The 20,515-nt window shown below is 72.7% G+C and carries 18 protein-coding genes; 13 read left to right on the top strand and 5 right to left on the bottom strand.

The window, feature by feature from the left end:
* The first annotated feature begins 4 nt into the window (after positions 1-4).
* The 7 genes from IEZ10_RS26840 (at position 5) to IEZ10_RS26810 (ending at position 8,320) form a co-directional block, all read left to right on the top strand.
* A complete protein-coding gene (locus IEZ10_RS26840; RefSeq protein ID WP_189249305.1) occupies positions 5-1,000 on the top strand; it encodes an ABC transporter permease in 996 nt (331 codons plus the stop codon).
* Positions 997-1,908: an ABC transporter permease gene (locus IEZ10_RS26835; RefSeq protein ID WP_189249304.1), complete on the top strand. Its 912-nt coding sequence runs from the start codon at positions 997-999 to the stop codon at positions 1,906-1,908. Before IEZ10_RS26840 ends, IEZ10_RS26835 begins: the two co-directional genes overlap by 4 nt.
* On the top strand, positions 1,905-2,846 hold the full coding sequence (locus IEZ10_RS26830) for an ABC transporter ATP-binding protein (RefSeq protein ID WP_189249303.1): 942 nt from the start codon (positions 1,905-1,907) through the stop codon (positions 2,844-2,846). The genes IEZ10_RS26835 and IEZ10_RS26830 overlap by 4 nt, the downstream gene beginning before the upstream one ends.
* On the top strand, positions 2,846-3,817 hold the full coding sequence (locus IEZ10_RS26825; protein WP_189249475.1) for an ABC transporter ATP-binding protein: 972 nt from the start codon (positions 2,846-2,848) through the stop codon (positions 3,815-3,817). Before IEZ10_RS26830 ends, IEZ10_RS26825 begins: the two co-directional genes overlap by 1 nt.
* A 54-nt stretch (positions 3,818-3,871) precedes the next feature.
* A complete protein-coding gene (locus IEZ10_RS26820) occupies positions 3,872-6,334 on the top strand; it encodes a glycosyl hydrolase 2 galactose-binding domain-containing protein (RefSeq protein ID WP_189249302.1) in 2,463 nt (820 codons plus the stop codon).
* The gene (locus IEZ10_RS26815; protein ID WP_189249301.1) at positions 6,331-7,353 is read left to right on the top strand and encodes an ROK family protein; all 1,023 of its coding nucleotides are present in this window, start codon (positions 6,331-6,333) and stop codon (positions 7,351-7,353) included. The genes IEZ10_RS26820 and IEZ10_RS26815 overlap by 4 nt, the downstream gene beginning before the upstream one ends.
* A 154-nt stretch (positions 7,354-7,507) precedes the next feature.
* The gene (locus IEZ10_RS26810; RefSeq protein WP_189249300.1) at positions 7,508-8,320 is read left to right on the top strand and encodes a PIG-L family deacetylase; all 813 of its coding nucleotides are present in this window, start codon (positions 7,508-7,510) and stop codon (positions 8,318-8,320) included.
* Positions 8,321-8,451: 131 nt separating this feature from the next.
* Here the strand turns inward: IEZ10_RS26810 and IEZ10_RS26805 are convergent, their stop codons facing one another.
* Both IEZ10_RS26805 and cuyB read right to left on the bottom strand, forming a co-directional pair.
* A complete protein-coding gene (locus tag IEZ10_RS26805) occupies positions 8,452-10,197 on the bottom strand; it encodes a sensor histidine kinase (protein WP_189249299.1) in 1,746 nt (581 codons plus the stop codon).
* 15 nt (positions 10,198-10,212) lie between these two features.
* Positions 10,213-10,941: a cysteate racemase gene (cuyB, locus tag IEZ10_RS26800; RefSeq protein ID WP_229811677.1), complete on the bottom strand. Its 729-nt coding sequence runs from the start codon at positions 10,939-10,941 to the stop codon at positions 10,213-10,215.
* 246 nt (positions 10,942-11,187) lie between these two features.
* On the opposite strand from cuyB, the gene IEZ10_RS26795 reads away from it, so the two are divergent.
* Positions 11,188-12,228, top strand: a complete 1,041-nt coding sequence (locus IEZ10_RS26795; RefSeq protein WP_229811676.1) for an Lrp/AsnC family transcriptional regulator — start codon at positions 11,188-11,190, stop codon at positions 12,226-12,228.
* 3 nt (positions 12,229-12,231) lie between these two features.
* On the opposite strand, the gene IEZ10_RS26790 is transcribed toward IEZ10_RS26795, so the two are convergent.
* Together IEZ10_RS26790 and IEZ10_RS26785 are read right to left on the bottom strand one after the other, a co-directional pair.
* Entirely contained in the window at positions 12,232-13,413 is a 1,182-nt protein-coding gene (locus IEZ10_RS26790; protein ID WP_229811715.1) for an amidase, read from the bottom strand.
* Positions 13,414-13,555: 142 nt separating this feature from the next.
* Positions 13,556-14,431: a LysR family transcriptional regulator gene (locus IEZ10_RS26785; protein WP_189249296.1), complete on the bottom strand. Its 876-nt coding sequence runs from the start codon at positions 14,429-14,431 to the stop codon at positions 13,556-13,558.
* Positions 14,432-14,545: 114 nt separating this feature from the next.
* On the opposite strand from IEZ10_RS26785, the gene IEZ10_RS26780 reads away from it, so the two are divergent.
* Genes IEZ10_RS26780 through IEZ10_RS26765 form a run of 4 tightly spaced genes read left to right on the top strand, consistent with a single transcriptional unit; the run spans position 14,546 to position 18,792 of the window.
* Positions 14,546-16,114, top strand: coding sequence for an amidohydrolase (locus IEZ10_RS26780; RefSeq protein WP_189249295.1), 1,569 nt, complete (start codon positions 14,546-14,548; stop codon positions 16,112-16,114).
* Between the two features lie 13 nt (positions 16,115-16,127).
* A complete protein-coding gene (locus IEZ10_RS26775; protein ID WP_189249294.1) occupies positions 16,128-17,084 on the top strand; it encodes an ABC transporter substrate-binding protein in 957 nt (318 codons plus the stop codon).
* Positions 17,085-17,086: 2 nt separating this feature from the next.
* Positions 17,087-17,995: an amino acid ABC transporter permease gene (locus tag IEZ10_RS26770; protein ID WP_229811675.1), complete on the top strand. Its 909-nt coding sequence runs from the start codon at positions 17,087-17,089 to the stop codon at positions 17,993-17,995.
* The gene (locus IEZ10_RS26765) at positions 17,992-18,792 is read left to right on the top strand and encodes an amino acid ABC transporter ATP-binding protein (protein ID WP_189249292.1); all 801 of its coding nucleotides are present in this window, start codon (positions 17,992-17,994) and stop codon (positions 18,790-18,792) included. Before IEZ10_RS26770 ends, IEZ10_RS26765 begins: the two co-directional genes overlap by 4 nt.
* A 270-nt stretch (positions 18,793-19,062) precedes the next feature.
* On the opposite strand, the gene IEZ10_RS26760 is transcribed toward IEZ10_RS26765, so the two are convergent.
* The gene (locus IEZ10_RS26760; RefSeq protein WP_189249291.1) at positions 19,063-19,680 is read right to left on the bottom strand and encodes a TetR/AcrR family transcriptional regulator; all 618 of its coding nucleotides are present in this window, start codon (positions 19,678-19,680) and stop codon (positions 19,063-19,065) included.
* 68 nt (positions 19,681-19,748) lie between these two features.
* Between IEZ10_RS26760 and IEZ10_RS26755 the strand changes: the two genes are divergently transcribed.
* Entirely contained in the window at positions 19,749-20,513 is a 765-nt protein-coding gene (locus IEZ10_RS26755) for an SDR family oxidoreductase (RefSeq protein WP_189249290.1), read from the top strand.
* Positions 20,514-20,515: the final 2 nt, after the last annotated feature.

Here is a 20,515-nt window from a genome sequence, read left to right as displayed (position 1 = left end):
TCTCGTGCGTCGATACTTCGGCAGGAAGCTACTGGTCTACGGGCTGACGTTCGTCGTCGCCGTCACGGTCAACTGGATGATCCCGCGGTTCATGCCCGGCGACCCGGTCGCCGGCATGGTCGCCCGGGCCAACGTCAGCCAGCCCGCGGCCGTCGAGGCGATGAAGCAGTACTACACCGGCCTCTTCGGCTTCGACCAGCCGCTGTGGCGGCAGTACCTCAACTTCTGGGGGGCGCTGCTGCACGGCGACTTCGGCATCAGCATCTGGGTGTTCCCCACCCCGGTGAGCGACGTCATCATGGGCGCCGTGCCGTACACGCTGGGGCTGATGATCCCGTCGGTGCTGCTGAGCTGGGTCGTCGGCAACCGGCTCGGGGCGTACGCGGCCCGGCGCAAGCTGATGGACAACACCGTCCTGCCGATCGGCTACGTTCTGACCGCGATGCCGTACATGTGGCTGGCGGTCCTGCTCGCCTGGGGGCTGGGCGTGGTCGCGGGCCTCTTCCCGATCGCCGGCGGCTACAGCTTCTCCATGCAGCCCAACTGGTCGGCGGAGTTCCTGCTCGACCTGCTGCACCACTGGGCGCTGCCGTTCGCCTCGCTGTTCCTCGTCGCGCTCGGCGGCTGGGCGATCGGCATGCGCAACATGATCATCTATGAGCTGGAGTCCGACTACTCCACCTACCTCGCCGCGCTCGGCGCGCCGCACCGGCTGATCCGGCGCTACGCCTTCCGCAACGCGGTGCTGCCGCAGATCACCGGCCTGGCGCTCCAGCTCGGCGTGCTGGTGGCCGGAGCCCTGGTGACGGAGATCGTCTTCTCCTATCCGGGCCTGGGCAGCCTCATCCTCAAGGCCATCCAGAACCAGGACTTCTTCCTGCTGCAGGGCACGTTCATGTTCATCGTCCTCGGCGTCCTCGCCGCGAACTTCATCATCGACATCGTCTACGTCGTGGTCGATCCGCGGACGCGGGCGGGAATGGCGGGTGCCCAGGCATGACCGCGCTCCAGGAAGCCGCCCCCCGCGACCCCCGCGACCCCCGCGACGCCGCCGCACCGGTCAGCGGGCGCCGCGAGGCGCTGCACTTCGCGCTGCGCAACGGCAAGCTCCTCGCCGGCGCCGGCGTGGTCCTCGTCCTGCTGCTGCTGGGCCTGATCGGGCCCCTGACCATCGACGCCCCGCCCAACGAGTACGTCGGCCCGCCCATGCAGGGCCCCTCGCCGGAGTACTGGTTCGGCACCACCACCTTCGGCCAGGACGTCTTCGCCCAGTTCGTGTACGGCCTGCGCACCACCTTCGCGGCGGGCCTGCTGGGCGGCGTGGTCGCCTCCCTCATCGGGATGGTCGTCGGGTTCCTGGCCGGCTTCCGCGGCGGGCTCCTCGACGAGATCCTGAACATGCTGACCAACATCGTCCTGGTCATCCCGACGCTGGCCGTACTGCTCATCATCAACGCCTACCTCGGCATCCGCAGCGTCGCCGCGCAGGCGATCTTCATCGGCCTGACCTCGTGGCCGTGGGCGGCGCGGGCCATCCGGGCGCAGACCTTCTCGCTGCGCGGCCGGGACTTCGTGGACCTGGCCAGGCTGAGCGGCTCGAACACCTGGAAGATCATCACCCGGGAGATCGCGCCGAACATGAGCTCCTACCTGCTGCTGACGTTCATCCTGCTGTTCGGCAACTCGATCCTGATCGCCTCGTCGCTGGACTTCATCGGCCTCGGCCCCACCGAGGGCGTCTCGCTGGGCCTGATGCTGCAGAACGCCAGCCAGTGGAGCGCCATGCAGCTCGGCATGTGGTGGTGGTTCATCCCGCCGGGCGCCGGGATCACCGCGATCGTCGGAGCCCTGTACGTCGCCAACGTCGGCCTCGACGAGGTCTTCAACCCGAAGCTGAGGGAGACATGAGCCTGCGGGTCAGCGATCTGAAAGTGCACTACCGGACCCTGCGGGGCGACGTGCGGGCGCTCGACGGCGTCTCCTTCGAGCTGGGGGACGCCGAGATCCTCGGCCTGGCCGGGGAGTCGGGCTGCGGCAAGACCACCCTCGGCAAGAGCCTCATCCGGATGGACGGCCGCATGCGCCACGTCGGCGGCACCGTCGAGCTCGACGGCACGGAGCTGCCCATCGGCGACGACCGGCGGATGAACGACTTCCGCTTCCACGAGGTCTCGCTCGTCCCGCAGTACTCGATGAGCGCGCTGAACCCGACCCGTAAGATCGGCAAGATGGTGGGCGAGCTGCTGCGTTCCCGCGGCGTCACCCCCGACACCGCCAAGCTGCTCGGCCGCCTGGACGCGGTGGGCCTGCCCCACGAGGTGCTGGACCGCTACCCGATCGAGCTGTCCGGCGGCATGAAGCAGCGCATGGTCATGGTCGTCTCCACCCTCCTGGACCCCTCGCTGCTCATCGCCGACGAGGTCACCTCCGCCCTCGACGTCTCCACCCAGAAGGCGGTGGCCAAGGCGCTGGCCGGCTTCCGCGACGACGGGTTCGTCAAGAGCATGATCTTCATCACGCACGACATCTCGCTCACGTACCAGATCGCCGACACGATCATGGTCATGTACGCCGGGAAGCTGGCCGAGAAGGCGCCGGCCAGGACGATCGTCGAGGCGCCCCGGCACCCCTACACCCGGATGCTCATCGACTCGCTGCCCGAGGTCGGCGTGCGCCACACCGACCGCAGGCTGTCGGGCATCGCGGGCAGTCCGCCGTCGCTGCTCGACCCGCCCGCGGGCTGCCGCTTCCGGGACCGCTGCCCGCTCGCCTTCGACCGGTGCGCCGAGGAGCCGCCGGCCGCCGAGGTCGCACCCGGCCACTTCGTCGCCTGCTGGAAGGCATGATGCTCAGACTCGACAACGTCACGAAGGTCTACAAGGTCGGAGCCTTCGGCGGCAAGACCCTGACCGCGGTCGACAGGGTGAGCTTCGACGTGCCGGAGGGCCAGGTCGTCTCACTGATCGGCGAGAGCGGCAGCGGCAAGAGCACCCTCGGCAGGATGATCCTCGGCCTCGTCCCGGTCACCGCCGGCTCGATCACCCTCGACGGCGCCCCGGTACGGCCCGGCAAGGAGTACTACCGGCACGTCCAGGGCGTCTTCCAGGACCCCTTCAGCACGTTCAACCCGGTGTTCAAGGCCGACCGGGTGTTCCAGCTGATCAGAGAGGCGTACTTCCCCGCGGCGACCGCCGCCGAGTGGGACGAGCGGGTGCGCGCCGCCCTGCGGGACGTGCGCCTCGACCCCGACCAGGTCCTCGGCAAGTATCCCCACCAGCTCAGCGGCGGCCAGCTCCAGCGCGTCCTCATCGCCCGGGCGCTGCTGCTGGACCTCAAGCTGCTGGTCGCCGACGAGATCACCAGCATGCTCGACGCCTCCACCCGCATCGACGTGCTCAACCTGCTCGCCGAGATCAAGGGCCGGGGACTGGGCGTGCTGTACATCACCCACGACCTGTCCCTGGGCAACTACCTGGCCGAGCGGACCGTCGTGCTCCGGCACGGGACCGTCGTCGAGATGGGCGCGACCGACAAGGTCTTCGGCCGGCCGCTGCACCCCTACACCCGGCAGCTGCTGTCGGCCGTGCCGCGCCTGCACGACCCCTGGGAGGACGCCGAGCCGGTCACCTCCTGCCTGTACCACGACAGCGGCGCCGCCGGCGGCCTCGCGGAGGCCGAGGAGGACCACTTCGTGGCGTGCGCCCGGCTCGAAGGCTGCCGCGAGGAACGCCTCGAAGGCCGTCCCGGAGGCCGCCCCGAAGGCGTCCTCAAAGGCCGCCTCGAAGGCCGCCTCAAAGGCCGCCTCGAAGGCCGCTGAGAAGAACGCCCGGCGGCCGCCGCAAGCCGGGGCCGCCGCGAGAAGGAGAACCACTTGAGCATCTACCGTCCGCTGCACGACGGCTGGACCCTCACCGCCGTCCCGCGTGACGTCGAGGTGAACGCCGTACCGTCCGGCCCCGAGGCGACCGAGGTGACCGGGACGGCCGGGACGGCCGGGGTGCCGTCCGGCGTCGAGGTGGCCGGGGTGCCGGCGACCGTGCCCGGCTGCGTGCACACCGACCTGCTGGCCGCCGGGATCATCGACGACCCCTACCTGGACGACAACGAGACCCGGCTCACCTGGATCGGCCGCACCGCGTGGCGGTACGAGACCGCCTTCACCTGGACGCCGGACGGCCACGAGCGGACCGACCTCGTCTGCGAGGGCCTCGACACCGTCGCCACGGTCATACTCAACGGCGTCACGGTCGGCACCACCGCCAACCAGCACCGCTCCTACCGCTTTCCCGTACGGCACCTGCTGCGCGAGGGGGACAACACCCTCACCGTGGTGTTCGGCTCCGCCTACGACTACGCCGAGGAGCGGCGGGCGGCCCTGGGCGACCGGCCGGGGGCCTACGCCGAGCCGTACCAGTTCATCCGGAAGATGGCGTGCAACTTCGGCTGGGACTGGGGGCCGGCCGTGGTCACCGCCGGGATCTGGCGGCCGATCGGGCTGGAGAGCTGGAGCGGCGCGCGGCTGGCCGAGGTGCGCCCGCTGGTCACCCTCGACGGCCGCGACGGCCGGGTGGACGTGCACGTCAGGGTCGAGCGCGTCGGTGAGGAGCCGCTCGCGGTGGACATCGCCGTGGCGGGCGTCGCGGCGCAGGCGTGGCTCGCGGCCGGTGAGCGGGAAACCGCGGTGACGCTCACCGTGCCCGAGCCGGACCTCTGGTGGCCGCGCGGGTACGGCGAGCGGCCGCGCCATGACCTCACCGTGCGCCTGGGCGACCAGGAGTGGAGCCGGGAGATCGGTTTCCGCGCGGTGGAGCTGGAGGGCCCCGAGGCGTTCGGCCTGCGGGTCAACGGCGAGCCGGTGTTCGTGCGCGGCGTCAACTGGATCCCCGACGACTGCTTCCCGAACCGCGTCACCCGCGACCGCCTCCGGGAACGCCTCACCCAGGCCGTCGAGGCGAACGTGAACCTGCTGCGGGTCTGGGGCGGCGGCCTGTACGAGAGCGACGACTTCTACGACCTGGCCGACGAGCTGGGCCTGCTCGTCTGGCAGGACTTCCCGTTCGCCTGCGCCGCCTACCCCGAGGAGGAGCCGTTCCGCTCGGAGGTGGAGGCCGAGGCCAGGGAGAACGTCACCCGGCTGGCGAGCCACCCCAGCCTGGTGCTGTGGTGCGGCAACAACGAGAACATCGAGGGCCACGCCGACTGGGGCTGGCAGGAGGACCTGGCGGGCCGCAGCTGGGGCGCGGGCTTCTACTACGACCTGCTGCCGCGGGTGGTCGCCGAGCTCGACCCGACCCGGCCCTACTGGCCCGGCAGCCCCTACTCCGGCGCCCCCGGCCTGCCGCCCAACGACCCCGCACGCGGCACGGTGCACATCTGGGACGTGTGGAACCGCGAGGACTACACCCGCTACGCCGCCTACCGCCCCCGCTTCGCCGCCGAGTTCGGCTTCCAGGGCCCGGCCACGTACGCCACGATGCGCAGGGCGATCGGCGGTGAGCTGGCCCCCGACGCGCCCCTGGTGCTGCACCACCAGAAGGCGATCGACGGCAACGGCAAGCTGCTGCGCGGCCTGGGCGAGCACCTGCCCCGGCCGGAGGACTTCGACGACTGGCACTACCTGACCCAGCTGAACCAGGCGCGGGCCATCGAGTTCGGCGTCTCCCGCTTCCGCGCGCTGGCCCCGCACTGCACCGGCAGCATCGTCTGGCAGCTCAACGACTGCTGGCCGGTCACCTCCTGGGCCGCCGTCGACGGCGACGGCCGCCGCAAACCCCTGTGGTACGCGCTGCGCCGCGTCTACGCCGACCGGCTGCTCGCCGTCATCGACGGCGAGGCCGCGCTGGTCAACGACTCGGCCGAGCCGTGGCACGGCGAGCTGTCGCTGGTCCGGCACGACCTGGCGGGGAAGATCCTGGCCGAGGAGACCGCCGGGGTGACCGTCGCCCCCCGCTCCGTCACCCGCCTCCCGCTGCCCGCCGCCGTGGCGGCCCCCGGCGACCCGGCCGCCGAACTGCTCGTCGCCCGCCTCGGCGGGACGCGCACGGTGTCCTTCTACGCCGAGGACACCCGGGTGGCCTTCCCCGAGGCCAGGTGGGACGCGCGCGCCGAACCGGCGGGGGACGGCCACCGGGTGACGGTCACCGCCCGGACCCTCCTGCGCGAACTGGCCCTCTTCCCCGACCGGCTCGACCCCGACGCCCGGGTGGACGACCTGCCGGTGACGCTGCTGCCGGGGGAGACCGCCGTCTTCCATGTCACCGCCGGCGACCTCCCCGACCCGGACGCGCTGACCGCCTTCCCGGTGCTGCGCTGCGTGAACGAGCCCCGCCGGTGACCGTCCTCGCCCTGGACATCGGCGGCACCAAGTTCGCCGCCGCGGCGGTCACCGCCGCCGGAGACGTGACCGCCCGCGCCGAGGTGCCGCTGAACCGCGCCGGCTCGCCGGACCGGGCACTCGCCCAGGTCGTCGAGCAGGTCACCGCCCGGGTGCCGGCCGATGCGATCGAGGGGATCGGCATCGGCTCGGCCGGCCCCCTCGACCCGCGCGCCGGGACGGTCAGCCCGGTCAACATCCCCCGCTGGCGTGACTTCCCGCTGACCGCCGCCGTCGGCCGGATGCTGCCCGGCCGCCCGGTACGGCTGGCCGGCGACGCCCAGTGCATGGCACTGGGGGAGTGGTGGCGGGGGGCCTTCCCGGAGGGACCGGAGGAGCCGGGAGCCGCGGCGCCCGGATCGTCCGCCGAGGTCGCGCCGGGGCCGGGGGAGGAGCCGCGGCGGGCGGCCTCCCGCGCCGTGCTGGGCGTGGTGGTCTCCACCGGCGTCGGCGGCGGCTTCGTCCTGGACGGCGTGCCGTACCTCGGTCCGACGGGCAACGCCGGCCACATCGGGCACATCACCGTCGATCCCGGCGGCGACCCCTGCCCGTGCGGCGCGTCCGGATGCGTGGAGACCGTCGCCAGCGGGCCCGCCATGGTCCGCTGGGCCCGCGCGGGCGGCTGGACCGGGGCGGACGCGCGGGCGCTCGCCGCGAGCGCCCGCGCCGGGTCCGCGATCGCGCAGGCCGCCTTCCGCCGCGCCGCCGACGCGCTGGCCACCGCCTTCCACACCGCCGCGGCCCTGCTCGACCTCGACCGCGTCGTCGTCGGCGGGGGCGTGGCCGCCGCCGGGCCGATCCTGTTCGACCCGCTCCGGCAGGCGATGGCGGAGAACGCCGGGCTCGGTTTCACCCGCCGCCTGCGGGTGGACGCCACCTCCCTGGGCCGCGACGCCGGCCTGCTCGGCGCCGCCGCCCTCGTCCTGCCCCGGCGTCCCCCGGACGTCCGGCCCGGAGCCGCGCCCGCCGTCCCGGAGTGATCCCGCGGGACGGCGTCCCCTCCGGGCCGCCGTCCGCCGTCCCGCGCGCCGCCGTAGAGTGGGCCGGGCTCGAAGAGGGCTCGGAAAGAGCTCGAAGAGGCCGCCCCCGGCCTCGCGGGCCGCCTGTGACGGAGACGGAAGGGTAGAAAGACTGATGGATCAGCTGACGCTGATGGCCGTACACGCCCATCCCGACGACGAGGTGATCGGGACCGGCGGGATCCTGGCCAGGTGCGCGGACGAGGGCATCCGCACCGTCCTGGTCACCTGCACCAACGGCGAGCAGGGCGACGCCCCCGGAGGGATCAAGCCCGGCGAGGACGGTCACGACGAGGCGGAGGTGAGCGCCCTGCGGCTGGCGGAGCTGCGCGAGTCCGTGGCCCACCTCGGGATCGACCACCTGGAGCTGCTCGGCTACCACGACTCCGGCATGGAGGGCTGGGCCGCCAACCAGGCGCCGGACGCCTTCGCCAACGTCCCCGTCGAGCGGGCCGCCGCGCGGCTGGCCGAGCTGATGGAGCGTTACCGCCCGCAGGTCGTGGTCACCTACGACGAGAACGGCGGGTACGGTCACCCCGACCACATCCAGGCTCACCGGATCACCGTGGCGGCGGCCGAGGCGAGCGGCGTCCCCGCCAAGCTCTACTACACCGCCGTGCCCCGCGAGCGGATCGCCGAGCTGTTCGAGTTCCTCCGTTCGACCGGCGCGGCCCCGGAGGACTTCGAGCTGCCCGACGACTTCGGCGTCCCCGAGGAGCAGATCACCGCGATGGTGGACGTCGCCCCCTACGTCGAGCGCAAGCGCAAGGCGCTGGAGGCGCACGCCAGCCAGGGCGAGAACATCTTCCTGCTGCGCATGCCCGCCGACGCCCAGCACCGGGCCTTCTCCCACGAGGCGTTCATCCGCGTCTTCAGCCGCGTCCCCGCCCCGGGCCGCGAGGAGCACCTCTTCGACGGCCTGCGCTGAGGACGGCCCGCACCGGCGGTCACCCGCGCCGGCGGCCACCCGCGCCGGCGGTGCCCGTACCGACGAGGGTCCGCGCCGACGGGGGCTCGCGCCGGCGGCGGCCCGGCGGCCGGACCGGCCGCCGGGCGCGGTCAGCCGCCGAGCGGTACGCGCCAGGTCAGCAGGGTTCCGCCGCCGGGGGCCGCGCCCGTCTCGAAGGAGCCGCCGAGCTGCCGGGCGCGGTCCTCCATGTTGCGCAGGCCGCTGCGCCTGCCCTCGCCGGGCAGCCCCACGCCGTCGTCGCGGACGCGGAGGAGCAGTTCGTCGTCGGTCGCCTCGACCAGCACGTCGGCCTTGGAGGCCCTGGCGTGGCGCACGATGTTGGACAGGGCCTCGCGCAGCACGGCGGTGAGCTGCTCGGCGACCGGGGCCGGAACGCCGTTGTCGAGGCGGCCCTCCATGCGCAGTCCCGGCATGAACCCCAGGTGCCCGCGCGCGCCCTCCACCAGCTCCACGACCTGCGCGCGCAGGCCGGGGGCGGCGTCGCGGGGAGCCTGCAGGGCGAAGATGGTGGAGCGGATCTGCCGGATGGTCTCGTCCAGCTCGTCGATCCCGTGCCGCAGCCGGGACGCCGCCTCGGGGTGCTCGACGAGGCGGACGATGCTCATCAGCGTCATGGCGACGGCGAAGAGCCGCTGGATGACGACGTCGTGCAGGTCCTTGGCGATGCGGTCGCGGTCCTCCAGCAGGCCGAGGCGCTCGGCGTCCCGTCTGGCCTCGGCCAGCTCCAGGGCGAGCGCGGCCTGACCGGCGAAGGACCGCAGGGTGTGCAGCTCGCCGGTGCTGAACGGGATCCGGCCGGTGCGCTTGCCGAGCTTCAGCACCCCGCGGACGGCCCCGGCCCGGCCCAGCGGCACGGCGGCCACCGGGCCGATCGGCGTCTCCCCGTCGGCGGTGAGGCCGGCGGTGACGTCGGTGGCGGAATCGGCGGCGCAACCGACGATGGGGAAGGCGGCGGCGTCGCGTTCGCTCGCCGTCACCGGCTCGCCGCTGAGGAAGGCCCGGCCGGCGAGGGTGCCGGAGACGGGGACCTCGCTCTCGGCGGGCCGGACGCCGGGCGCGCCGTCGCTGATCTCCCACCGCAGCGTCTCCCCGGAGGGGCCCGGGAGCATGACCGCCACGACGTCGGCGCCGGCCATCTCCCGGGCCCGGCGCGCCACCAGCGTCAGCACCTCGGTGGGCTCGGCGCCCGACAGCAGGGCGGTGGTGACGTCGGAGGACGCCTGCAGCCACACCTCCCGGCGGCGGGTCTCCTCGTACAGGCGGGCGTTCTCGATGGCGACGCCGGCCGCGGTGGCCAGCGCCACCACGATCGCCTCGTCCTCCTCGTCGAACTCCCCGCCGCCGCGCTTCTCGGTGAGGTAGAGGTTGCCGAACACCTCCTCGCGGACCCGGACCGGCACCCCGAGGAAGGAGCCCATCGGCGGGTGGCCGGGCGGGAAGCCGTACGACTCCGGGTGCTGGGACAGGTCGGACAGGCGCAGCGTCTGCGGCTCCTTGATGAGCAGGCCCAGCAGGCCCAGGCCGTGCGGCCAGTGCTCGATCCGGGCGATCTCCTCCTCGCTCAGCCCCACCGGGACGAACTGGACGAGCGTGTTCTCCTCCCCGATGACGCCCAGCGCGCCGTAGCCGGCGTCGACCAGGGTGGTGGCGGTCTCCACGATCCGCCGCAGCACCGTCTCCAGGTCCAGGTCGCTGCCCACCGACACGACCGCCTCCAGGAGGGCGTGCACGCGGTCACGGGTGGCCAGCACCGCCTCCAGCCGCACCTGCAGCTCCGCCAGCAGCTCGTCCAGCCGCATGCTGGGCATCAGGGAACGGGGCTCCTTCTGCGTCATATGGGAAGTGTGGCATCAGGGAGCGCCGGTGCCCACCGCGGTGGACACCGGAGCGCCGAGCGCCACCTCGACGAGCCGGCGGGCCAGCAGGCGGGCGGGGTCGAGAACCGGGACGGGGACGCGGGAGCGGTCCAGGGCCAGGACGAGCTCGGTGCACGCGGTGACGACCCGTTCCGCGCCGCGATCGGCGAGGGAACGGGACAGCTCCGCCAGCGCCCGCCGGTGGGCCGGTTGGACGCCGCCGCCCTTGACGGCGCCGATGGCCGCCGTGACCTGCCGCTGACCGGGCTCGTCCGGCTCGATCACCGCCACGCCGCGCCGTCGCAGAGCGTCCGCGTACAGGCCGGCGCGCAGGGTGCCCGAGGTGGCCAGCACGCCCGCCGCGCGGACGCCGTCGGCCGCGAGGGCGTCGGCCGTGACCTCGATGATGCTCACCAGCTCCAGCCCGGCCTCCTCCGCCAGGCGGGGGACGAAGGCGTGGGCGGTGTTGCAGGGCACGGCGAGCACCTCGCACCCCGCCTGCTTCAGACCCTCGACGCCGCGCCGCAGATACGGGGTCGGGTCCTCACCGCCGCCGAGCAGGCTCAGGGAACGGTCGGGGACGCGGGGGTCGCCCCAGATGACGACGGGCACGTGTCCCTGGTCGCAGGTGGCCGCCGTCTCCTCCACGAGCTTGCCGTAGAAGTCGACGGTGGCCGCCGGGCCCATGCCGCCGAGGACGCCGACCAGCCGGGCCCTGCTCACCGGGCGCCGCCGGCGGCGGCGTGCGGTCCGGACCCGGGATCGGCGACCCGCCCCCCGGCCGGTACCGGGGCGCGATCGTGGAACTGAGTCATCTGGGGGCGTCCTCTTCCATGCGGTGAGCCGGGGTGAGCGGGGGTGAGCGGGGGGTGGGCCCGGGGCGGGCCCGGGGCGGCTACCCGCACAAGGATCGAGGTATAAGGTGCATCTGGTCTCTAAACGCAGCAATGTGACACTGAAGGATCAATGATGCAGGATTCCGGCATCGAGCCCCGGCGGTTGCTGTCGGAGACCGACCTCGAACTCATCGACGCCCTCCAGATCAACCCGCGAGCGAGCTGGGTGGAGATCGGGGAGGCGACCCGCGCGGACCCGGTGACGGCGGCACGGCGCTGGCAGCGGCTGAACAGCACGGGGGAGGCATGGACCACCGTCGCCCTGGGGCAGCGCCAGATGCACGCGATGAGCATGGCCTTCCTGGAGATCGACTGCGAGGCCGGGGCGGCGGTCGAGGTCGCCGGCACGCTCGCGGCGGAGGGCCACCTCATCACCGTGCAGCACGTCGCCGCCGGTCACGACCTGTTCGTGATCGCCGTCGCCGCGTCGATGCCGGCGCTGGCGGACTACCTGCTCACAGACCTGCCGCGGGTGCCCGGCGTGGCGAAGGTGCGCACCCATGTCGCCACGCGCGTCTTCGAGGCCTCGTGCCGCTGGCGGCTGCGGGTGCTGCCGCCGCGGTCCGCGGGCGCACTGGCCAGGCGGCCGGGGCCGGCGGAGTCCACCAGGCAGATGGACGAGATCGACCGGCTGCTGTTCAAGGCCCTGCTCGCCGACGGCCGCGCCGGCTACTCCGAGCTCGCGCAGGCCGTCGGCAAGTCCGAGCGCACGGTGCAGCGCAGGCTGTCACGCCTGGTCGCGACCGGCGACATCGACTTCCGCTGCGACCTGGCGCGCTCGCACGCGGGCTGGCACTCCTCGGCGGTGCTGTGGCTGCGGATGCCGGACGGCCTGCTGGAGGAGACGGGCCGGGCGCTGCTCGACTGGCCGGAGACGCGGACGTGCGCGGCGCTCGCGGGCGCCCGCAACATGCTCCTCACCGTCGGCCTGCACGGGGTCTCCGACCTGCATCCGCTGGTGATGCGCCTTGAGGAGCGCTTCCCGTACGCGGGCATCGCCGACCGGCAGATCGTCCTGCGGCAGTCGAAGCTCTACGGGCGGCTCCTCGACCCCTCCGGCCGCTGCACGGGCGTCGTCCCGGTCGACCCGTGGAGCCTGTCGCCGCGCGTCTGACGTTCAGCGCGGCGCGGGGATCGCGCCTCCGCGGGCCTCCCGGCACAGGCCGGCCCGCAGCACGTCGGCCTCGCGGCGCCCCACCACCTGCAGATCTCCGATGGCCAGCGCGGGCAGGCCGAGCGCGGACACGACGGAGGTGATCCGGCCGACCTCGCCGCGGACGGCGGCCTCGTCGCAGCCGGCCCGCGGCGCGGGGCCGCCGAGCGTCGGCATGACCAGGACGTCGACGCCGGCCGTCTCCGCCGAGAATCCGGCCCGGACGGCCGAGAGCTCCTCCACCGCCCGGCGGTACTCCCGATGGCCGATCCCGCCGGCGTCGTCCAGCTTCCGCCGCACGCCCGCGCTGTAGCTCGCGGCGTTCGCCGGATAGGTGGCCTCGTGGGTGCGCCGGGCCTGCGCGCCCACGATCGTCCAGTACGGGGACAGGATCCCGTACGGCAGGGCGATCTCGCGGACCTCGGCGCCCAGGTCCGCGAACTCCCCGGCCTGCGCGCATCCCTCGGCGACGCCGACGACCAGCCCCGACAGCGAGCGCGGCGGCTCGACGGCCTCTCCGGAGAGCACCCGCCACACGCGCGCGCAGTCGGCGACCGAGGTGGCCATCGGCCCGACCACGTCGAACATCGGGGCGAGGGGCGCGACCCCCTCGGAGGAGATGACGCCGGCCCTCGGGCGCAGGCCGACCACGCCGCAGCAGGCCGCCGGGATCCGCACCGAGCCGCCGGTGTCGGTGCCGAGGCCGAACCGGGCGATCCCGGCGGCGAGCGCCGCGGCCGTGCCGCCGCTCGACCCGCCGGGAGCCAGATGCTCGTGGCGCGGGTTGCGCACATCGCCCCAGTGCGGGTTCTCGCTCGTGACGCCCCAGGCGAACTCGTGCTGGTTGGCCTTGCCGACCAGGAGGGCCCCGGCGCGCTCCAGCAGTTCGACGCACGGCGCGGTGGTCAGCGCCTCCTCGCTCCCGTACAGGACGGACCCCCGGGTGGTGCGGAGCCCGGCGACGTCGATCATGTCCTTGACCACGAACGTCCAGGCCCACAGCTCGGGTGGCGTGGCGGGCACCGGCCGGTCGCGACGTGCGAGCCGGTCGATGACCGGCTCGGCGCCGGCCTCGATGAGGATGTTGTGCCCGCGGTGGAGGCGTATGGCCTCGGCGGACCTGGCGATCGCCGCCTCGTGTTCCACAGTCAAGGATCTCCTAACACCCGCTCCGGCCACAGGGGAGTCCGGCCGGTGACGATCGGCGCGCCGGGTCCGTCGCCGGCCGCGCCCGTGATCCGGCACATGCTGGCAGATCCGCCGTGCCCCGTCGAGTGCGCGGGAGCGGTCAGAGCGTCAGCGCGTCCAGCAGGGACTGCAGCCGGGCGGTCTCGCGGTCGGGATGGACGAGGGTGAAGATGCTGCGACTGATGTTCAGCCACGGCACGTCGGCGACCACGATGTCGGGGCCGTGCCCGCGCAGCGCGAGCTCGGGGACGAGCGCCGCGCCCATCCCCGCCCCGATCATGGCTATGGTGATCTTGAAGTCGTCGGAGTGGCAGGCCACCCGGGGGTGCAGCCCCCAGTGGGCGAACAGGCCCTCGAAGATGGCGGCGTCGCTGGTCGCCGGGTGGTGCATGATCCACGGCAGGTCGACGAGGTGCTCGACCCGGTAGGGCGCCAGGTCGGGCCAGCTGCGCGGGAGGACGAGCTTGTAGCGGTCCTCGGCGATCCAGCGCCGGCCCAGTGCCGACGGCCACGACAGGCCGGAGTTCCCCACCTGGTAGATGATCGCCGCGTCCATCTCGCCGCCGGCGCCCAGGCGCGGGATGAGCTGGGAGGACTCGGCGACGGAGACCCTGATGCCGGCGCGTTCCTCGGGCTCCATCCGCCGCAGCACGCCGGTCAGCACGTCGGTGAAGCTGGGGAAGACGCCCAGGCGGATCTGCCGCTCGCTGTTCCGGTGCACGGCCTGCACGGTGGCGACCATGCGCTCGATGTCGATGAGCACGGTCTCGGCCTGCCTGGCCAGCACCTCGGCGGCGCTGGTGGGCAGCGCGCTGTGGGCGGAGCGGGCGAACAGCCTGACGCCGATCTCCCGTTCCAGCGCGGCCATCTGCTGGGAGACGGCCGACGCGGTGTAACCGAGCCGGTTGGCGGCGGCGGCGAAGGACCCCAGCTCAACGACTTCACGGAGAGTGCGCAGGTGTTCCGGCTTCAGCATTAGAGCTCCTTACGCTCAGAGGTGCTGAATGTCGTGTTTATAGCGCTTCCGACTTCTTTCCGCCACTCCTACAGTGATGGCCACCGTCAATCGAGCCGAGCCCTAGAGAGTCACATGAGCATCCGCGTATACCGCAACGCCGCCATCCGCACAGGAGACAGCGGCAACCCGTTGGCCCAGGCCATGGCCGTGGACGGTGAGCGGCTACTGGCCGTCGGCGGAGAGGCGGAGGTGCGCGAGGCCGCGGGCCCGGGAGCGGAGCTGATCGACCTGGAGGGCGCCGCGGTGCTCCCCGGGCTCTACGACGCCCACATCCACACCGCGCAGTACGCCCAGAGCCTGGACGCGGTGGACCTGCGCGACGTGCGCTCCCTGGACGACGCGCTGAGCAAGGTGGCCGCGCACGCGGCGCGGCTGCGACCCGGCGCCTGGCTGTTCGGCGGCCGGTGGAACAGCAACACCTGGGACCCGCCGGCGCAGCCCGACCGGTACGCGCTGGACTCGGTCTGCCCCGAGCTGCCGGTCGCGCTGCCCAGCGTGGACGGCCACACGGTGTGGGCCAACTCCGCGGCCCTGCGGCTGGCCGGCATCGACGCCGGCACCCCCGACCCGGTGGGCGGGGAGATCGTCAGGGACGCGAGCGGGGAGCCCACCGGCATCCTGCGCGAGTCGGCCTCCTACCCGCTGCGCAACCTCATGGTCTCCGCCGACCTGCGCGACCAGCTCCGCGCCGCGCAGGAGGAGCTGCTCGCCCTCGGCCTGACCAGCGTGCACGACATCGACGGCGAGGACTGCCGGGCCGCCTACCTGGAGCTGCGCGAGACCGGTGAGCTGAAGATACGCGTGCACAAGGCGATCCCGATGACCCACCTGGAGGCGGCCATCGCCGAGGGGCGCCGCACCGGGCAGGGCGACGACTGGTTCCGCACCGGACCCGTGAAGATCTTCAGCGACGGGGCGCTGGGCTCGCACACCTGCCACATGGGCGAGTCCTTCGCCGGCGAGCAGGGCAACGTGGGCATCGCGGTCACGCCGTACGAGGACCTGGTCAGGCTGTTCGGCACGGCCGCCGGGGCCGGCATCGCGGTGGCCACGCACGCCATCGGAGACCAGGCCAACCACCTGGTCATCGACGCCTACGAGGCCCTCGGCCCCACGGCCGGGCTGCGGCACCGCATCGAGCACGCCCAGCACCTGCGGATCGGCGACCTGGCCAGGATGGCCAGGCTGGGCATCGTCGCCTCGATGCAGCCCGTGCACTGCACCAGCGACATCGACCTGGTCGACACCCTGCTGGCCGGGCGCGAGCTGGCCTCCTACGCCTGGCGCGGAATGCTGAACGTCGGCGTCGCGCTGGCCTTCGGCTCCGACGCCCCGGTCGAGCACCCCAACCCCTTCGCCGCGCTGTACGCCGCGGTGACCCGTACCCGCGCCGACGGCACGCCCGCCGGCGGCTGGCAGCCCGAGCAGCGGCTGAGCATGGGCGAGGCCCTCACCGCCCACACCCTCGGCGCGGCCTACGCCGCGGGCGAGGAGGACCGCAAGGGCGTCCTCGCACCCGGCAAGCTCGCCGACTTCATCGCGGTGGACACCGACCCCTTCGTGGAGTCGCCGGCCGCGGTGCTGCGTACCAAGGTCATGACCACCGTCGTCGGCGGCGAAGTCCGCTGGCAGCACTCCTGAAGGAGCACCCCCCTTGAACACCCGGATCCTCACCACGCTCGCCGCCGGCGCGCTGCTGGCCGCCACCGCGGCCTGCGGCGCCCAGTCCCTCGACGACGGCGCGTCCGCCGCGGCGCCGGCCGCCGCGCCGGACGTCGTCCTCGACCAGGCCCCCGCCGAGGAGAAGGCGGCCGACGTCATCAACGCCATCACCCCCGACAAGGACCTCGCCGCCAAGGCGCCGGCGAAACTGAAGTCCGACGGACTGAAGGTCGTCTCCTCCATCGGCTACCCGCCGATGGAGCTGTTCGCCAGCGACGGCAAGACCCCGATCGGCTTCGACCCCGCCCTGGCCAGGGCCATCGCCAGGAAGCTCGGCGTCAAGGTGACCATCACCGACGAGGAGTTCAACTCGCAGATCCCCGGCGTGCTCACCGGCCGCTACGACTTCGTCATCTCCTCGATGACCGACAACCCGGAGCGGCAGGGCCAGATCACCTTCGTCGACTACGTGCAGGCGGGCTCGGGGATGCTGGTCAAGGCCGGCAACCCGGCCGGCGTCACCGGGCCGAAGGACCTGTGCGGCAAGACGGTCTCCGTCGTCGACAACGGCTCCTCGATGGAGCTGGCCGAGCGCTACGACGCCGACTGCAAGAAGGACGGCAAGGCCGCGGTGGACATCCTGAAGTTCCCCGGCGACACGGAGGCCATGCTCCAGGTGGGCAACGGCCGCGCGCAGGCCATCGTCACCGACTACGTGGTGGCCGCCTACAAGGCCGCGGACCCCAAGCTCGCCATGGAGGCGATCGCCCTCGAAGGCACCGAGAGCCCGTGGGGCATCGGGATGAAGCCCGACAACAAGGAGCTCATCGAGTCCGTCAAGGGCGCGCTGGACTCGCTCATCCAGAGCGGGGAGTACGGCAAGCTGCTCGCGGCGTGGAACCTCGACAAGCTGGCCGTCCAGTCCGCCGTGGTCAACGGCGGTAAGTGACCATGCGGACCGAACCGATCACCGACGCGTCGGGCAGGCCGATCCCCGTCGCGCGGACCTGGCACTGGGGCCGCTGGCTGGCCGCGGCGGTCGCGCTGGCGGTCGCGGCCCGCCTGGCCTACCTCATGGTGGGCAACCCGAACCTGGACTGGGGCAAGGTCGCCGAGTACCTGTTCCACGAGCGGATCCTGAGCGGGGTCTGGGTCACCATCGAGATCTCGGTCCTGGCCACGGTCCTCGGGCTGGTCCTGGGCGTGCTCGTCGCGATCATGCGGCTGGCGCACAACCCGGTGCTGAGCGGGCTGGCCACGTTCTACATCTGGTTCTTCCGCGGTACGCCGGTGCTCGTGCAGCTCATCTTCTGGTACAACCTGGCGTTCCTGTTCCCCGAGCTGGTGCTCAAGATCCCGTTCACCATGATCGGCGTCAAGTGGGACACCAACCTGGTGATGACCGGCTTCACCTCGGCCATGCTGGGGCTGGGGCTGAACCTGGCCGCCTACTTCGCCGAGACCGTGCGCGCCGGGATCCAGGCCGTCGACCACGGCCAGACCGAGGCGGCGTACGCGCTGGGCATGACGCCGGCCAAGCGGATGCGGGTCATCGTGCTGCCGCAGGCGCTGCGCATCATCATCCCGCCCACCGGCAACGAGTTCATCTCCATGCTGAAGACCACCTCGCTGGTCTACGTGGTCGCCGGGCACGACCTGATGACCAACGCCAGCCAGATCTACAAGGCGAACAATCTGATCATGGAGCTGCTGATCGTGGCGAGCCTCTGGTACATGCTCATGACAGCCGTGGCGACCTTCCTGCAGGGCAGGCTGGAGCGCCGCTTCGGCTCCGAGGCCGTACGGCTGGTGCGCGGCGGCGGCCTGGCCGCCAGGATCCTGCCGAAGGTGACCGCATGAACGCGGCGGGCGAGCAGATCGTGCAGGCCTCGGGCGTCCGGATGGGCTACGGCGACGTGCAGGTGCTCAACGGCGTCGATTTCACCGTCGCCTCCGGCGAGGTGAGCTGCGTCATCGGCCCGTCGGGCTCGGGCAAGTCCACGTTCCTGCGGTGCATCAACGGCCTGGAGCCGGTGCTCGGCGGCAGCCTGCGGGTGCTCGGCGAGGAGGTCGGCCACACCCTGCGCGGCGACAGGTACCACCCCTGGACCCCCAAGGAGTTCGCCGCCTTCCGCAGGAACATCGGCATGGTGTTCCAGCGCTTCAACCTGTTCGCCCACCACAGCGCACTGGAGAACGTCGCCTGCGGCCCCGTCCACGTCCTCGGCACCCCCGCGGACCGGGCGCGGACGCTGGCCATGGAGCACCTGGACCGGGTGGGCCTGGCCGACCACGCGCACAAGCGGCCCCACCAGCTCTCCGGCGGCCAGCAGCAGCGGGTGGCCATCGCCAGGGCGCTGGCGATGAACCCGGCGCTGATGCTGTTCGACGAACCCACCTCCGCCCTGGACCCGGAGCTGGTCGACGAGGTGCTGGAGGTCATGAAGGGCCTGGCCGTCGAGGGGATGACGATGGTCGTGGTCACCCACGAGATCGCCTTCGCCAGGGAGGTCGGCGACTGGCTGACCTTCTTCGCCGACGGCGTGGTCGTCGAACGGGGCCGGCCCCGCGAACTCCTGGCCAACCCGGGCCACCAGCGGACCAGGGCCTTCCTGTCCAGCGTGCTCGACCCGAAGGAGCGCGAGGAGTCCCGGTAGGCGCCCCGCCGGGCGGCCCGGCGGGCTCGTATACCAGGCACCGGTCGATCGGCGGGTCGTGCGGGAGAGCGGCCGACCACGATCCCGCACCGGGATCACCTTCGGCCGGGACATCGGGTACCTGCTGAAACCGGCCTCCTGAGAGGTCCCCGCCGGAGGCCCCTCAGGGTTCGAGGGACCAAGGCTGCTTGTGCGCCGCCGAATCCGGGGCTTCCCGTAGGGCGCCGGGCCGCGCACGCCGCTCCACCGGCTCCGGCGGCGCGCGGCCGGTCATCGCGCGGGTCCGAGGACGTCGTCGCCGAAGACGGCCGCGAGGGCTTTGCCGATCAGGCGGGGCAGATCGGCCCGCCCGTCGTCCTCGGCCCAGTGCACCATCGCCGTGTGCAGGGCGGCCAGGCAGGCGCTGGCCGCCGCCTGGGCCTGGAACGCCGCGTCGGGGTCGGCGGCGTCGCCCTCCAGAGCGCCGATGATGGCCTGCTGGAGGGCGTACTGGTTGTCCAGGTGCCTGGCCCGCAGCGCGGGCGTGGAGATCATGAGCTGAAGGCGGACGAGCAGAAACCGCCGGTCCGCCGCCACGTCGTCGCCGGTCAGGGCGGCGGCCGCGTCGACGAGCGCGCCGCCGATGCGGCGTACCAGGGGCTGGCCGGCGGGTGAGGCGGCGATCCGCTCGGCGATGAGCTCGCCGTGCTGGTCGACCAGCACGAGATCTTCCTTGGTGGGGAAGTGCCGGTAGACGGTCATGGGTGACACGCCGGCCGCCTCGGCGACGTCGTTCATGGTCGTGGCGTCGTATCCGCGCTCGCTGAACAGCCGTATCGCGTGTGCCTGGATCGTGCGCTGCGTCTGGGCTCGTCGTCGCGCTCGCAGGGTTGAGTGCCGCTCAGCCATATGGTAGACACTACCACCGTGATAGAGACTACCAAGTAGGTAGTTGCTAACAGTTGGGAGTGTTGGACATGAACGATCTGACCGGCAGGACGGCCCTGGTGACCGGAGCCTCGCGCGGCATCGGCCAGGTGATCGCGACCCGGCTGGCAGCCAAAGGAGCGATGGTGATCGTGCACTACGGCACGGACGAGGACGGCGCGACGGCGACGGTCGGCGAGATCGAGCGCGCCGGCGGCGCCGCCCTCGCCGTCCAGGCGGAACTGGGCGTCGACGGCGACGTCGACACGCTCTTCGCCGGAATCGAGGCGGGCCTGGCCGGACGGCCCCTCGACATCGTCGTCAACAACGCGGCGGCACAGCCCACCGGCCCGCTCGGCGCCACGACCCGGGCCGAGTTCGACCACCTCTTCGCGGTGAACGTACGGGCGCCGTACTTCATCATCCAGCGGGCACTGCCCCTGCTGCGCGACGGCGGCCGCATCATCACGATCTCCTCCGTCGCGACCCGCATGGCCAACCCCGCCCAGACGTCCTTCGCCATGACCAAGGGCGCGATCGAGACGATGAGCCTGACCCTGGCCAACGAACTCGGAGTCCGGGGCATCACGGTGAACGCGGTCGCCCCCGGCGCCACCCGGACGCCCACCAACGCGGCCGTCTTCGAAGCACCCGGCCTGGCCGCGTTCATCGCCGGATCGACGGCGCTCGACCGCCTCGGCGACGCCGGCGACGTCGCGGACGTGGTGGCGTTCCTCGCCTCCGACGCCGCCCGCTGGATCACCGGCCAGGTCATCGACGCCAGCGGCGGACTGTTCCTGGGGCCGCGCACATGACG

It is taken from the genome of Streptosporangium pseudovulgare, assembly GCF_014648055.1.
Lineage (GTDB): Bacteria > Actinomycetota > Actinomycetes > Streptosporangiales > Streptosporangiaceae > Streptosporangium > Streptosporangium pseudovulgare.
The sequence above is the reverse complement of the archived record's forward strand: the minus strand, read 5'-3'. Positions and strand labels throughout refer to the sequence as shown.